Source organism: Synechococcus sp. R8-2, from assembly GCF_047461715.1.
GTDB lineage: Bacteria > Cyanobacteriota > Cyanobacteriia > Thermostichales > Thermostichaceae > Thermostichus.
The window spans coordinates 1-2,360 of sequence record NZ_JANSHQ010000515.1 but is presented as its reverse complement, the minus strand read 5'-3'; the positions used below and the strand labels follow the sequence as shown (position 1 = coordinate 2,360).

2 protein-coding genes are annotated in these 2,360 nt (G+C 59.3%); both read right to left on the bottom strand.

Annotation, left to right across the window (positions count from 1 at the left end; genetic code table 11):
* Positions 1 to 238: 238 nt before the first annotated feature.
* Positions 239 to 1,561, bottom strand: coding sequence for a dihydroorotase (locus NW819_RS11735; protein WP_414413852.1), 1,323 nt, complete (start codon positions 1,559 to 1,561; stop codon positions 239 to 241).
* 38 nt (positions 1,562 to 1,599) lie between these two features.
* On the bottom strand, positions 1,600 to 2,103 hold the full coding sequence (locus tag NW819_RS11730; RefSeq protein WP_414413851.1) for a MarR family winged helix-turn-helix transcriptional regulator: 504 nt from the start codon (positions 2,101 to 2,103) through the stop codon (positions 1,600 to 1,602).
* Between the last annotated feature and the right edge of the window lie 257 nt (positions 2,104 to 2,360).

Genomic DNA, 2,360 nt, shown 5'->3' with positions numbered 1-2,360 from the left:
GGTCGGAGCCGGGTAGTTTACAGTAACACGAGTTTGTGGGCCAGAGTTGCCGGACCCAGCAGGCCGAGGTGTGTGGTGATCGGCAAACCAGCCTGAGACCGTTCCTGATGCTTTTGCGCCATCCCGCCCTCAGGCCTGGCTTCTCTCCCACAAAGGGAGAGGGAAGCTAGGATAGGCTACTGCGCCACTTCTGTCCTGCTGCTATCGGAAGCCCTTGCGGGATAGCAGGGATCCCTGGCTAGCGCTGAAACTGAAGAGCCTTTCCCCGCACCGAGGGATCCACCTGGCCGTTTTGAAAGGCAATCTGTCCGCCCACGATCGTGACTAGGGGCCAGCCCACCAATTCCCAGCCCTCGAAGGGACTCCAGCCGCATTTGGTCAGCAGCTCTTCCCGCCGCACCGGTTTGGGTGTGTGGCGATCCACCAGCACCAGGTCGGCGTCGTAGCCCACCTGCAGCCGCCCTTTGTTGGGGATCCCGTAGAGGCGGGCCGGCGCCTCACACATCCACCGCACCACCTGCGCCAGCGTGCAGCGGCCCTGCTGCGCTGCAGTCAGCATCAGGGGCAAGGCCGTCTCTACTCCCGGCATACCCGAGGGGGAGTGGGGGTAGGGCTGAGCCTTTTCTTCCAAAGTATGGGGGGCATGGTCGGTGGCAATGCAATCCAGGATCCCGTCGTGCAGCCCCTGCCACAGTTGGGCCAGGTTAGCGGGATCCCGCAGGGGGGGGTTCATCTGGGCCAGGGATCCCAGACGAGCGTAATCGGCGGTGCTGAGCAGTAGGTGTTGGGGGGTCACCTCTGCCGTCACCCAAGCTGGCTTGTGCTGGCGCAGCAGCTCGACCTCTAGGCCGGTGGAGAGGTGCAAAATGTGCAGCCGATGGCGGTAGCGGGTGGCCAAGTCCAAAGCCCGCCGTGAGGCGATCAGGGCCGATTCCTCGTCCTGAATTTGCGAGTGAACAGCTACGTCTGTGCGTCCGGCAAACAGGGCCTTACGAGCTGTGATGCGAGACAAATCTTCGGCATGGACGGCAATTAAAAAGTTGGGATCCGTTTCCCCGAAAATCCGCTCCAGCGCCGCCTGATCATCCACCAACAGGGGCCCATGCATGGATCCCATGAAGATTTTGATGCCACAGGCTCCCTGCACCGTTTGCAACTCTTCTAAGTTATCGGCAGTGGCCCCGATAAAAAAGCCGTAATTGACCACACACTTGCTGGCCGCACGGGCCAGCTTGTCATCCAGCGTCGCTTGGTCAATCGTCAGGGGGTCGGTGTTGGGCATCTCCAAAAAGCTGGTCACCCCGCCCCGGGCACAGGCCCAGGATCCCGTCTGCAGGTCTTCTTTGTGCTCTCGGCCCGGCTCGCGGAAGTGAACTTGGGGATCGATAACCCCCGGCATCAGGGTATGGCCCTCGGCGTCGATGACCTTGGCCACCCCTTCTGGCGAGAGGTTTTGGCCGATTTGGGCAATGCGCCCCTCCCGCACCAGCACATCTCCCCGCCAGGGATCCCCTTCCGGCACCAGCAGCTCAGCATTTCGGATCAGCAAATCGCCAGACAAAGCTCCGCCCTCCCTCAAAGGCGCTCTCAAGATAAAGACTATTGACTTGGCTCCGCCAGCACAACCGCATCTGGATCCACTGACAGATGGGCGATCAGCCGATCCACCAACCGCGAGAGGGTTGCCTGTTCTTCTGGGCTGAGACAGCCGTAGGTTTGCTCCCGCAACTGCCAAATCAGAGGGGGTAAAACGTCTTTCAGCTCCTCCCCTGCAGGTGTGAGGTAGACCCGCCAAATCCGCCGATCCTCAGGATCTCGCTGCCGCCGGATCAGCTCCCGTTTTTCCATGCCATCCAACACCCCGGTCATGGTGCCCCCCAACTGCTGCAAGCGCTCACAAATAGTGGAAGTAGGGATCCCGTCTTCTTCCCAGAGGCAGCAGAGCACCACCCAATGGGAGATGGTCAGGCCAAAAGGCTCTAAATAGGACTGGAACTTCCGCCGCACCAATTGAGACAACAGCCGAATGCGGTAGCCCAGGGAGTTGGGGGCGAGAATGTCATGCCACCGTTCTAGGAAAGCCTGTTTTTCCGATTGAACCATCTCCCCGGTTTGACTGTTTCCCATCGGCGGCCTGGAATGCTCGGAATCTAAATCGCCCTATTTTATCTTTTACTGAGGAGAAGGAGAGAAGGAGCTTACGGTTTGCCGAGAAGGTTGTGTGATCTGCAGTACGGCCTAGCCCTTGCACAGCCAACAGACGATCTGCGGCCATTACAGTTGCAAAAGATATCCATAAAGATATCCATCAGGCCATACAACATTTTTTGGCTACCCATCAGCTAGAAATTGCAGGAGCC

Bases quoted from the DNA above. Each gene is read 5' to 3' on its own strand.
- NW819_RS11730 (WP_414413851.1), bottom strand. From the start codon at position 2,103: ATGGTTCAATCGGAAAAACAGGCTTTCCTAGAACGGTGGCATGACATT.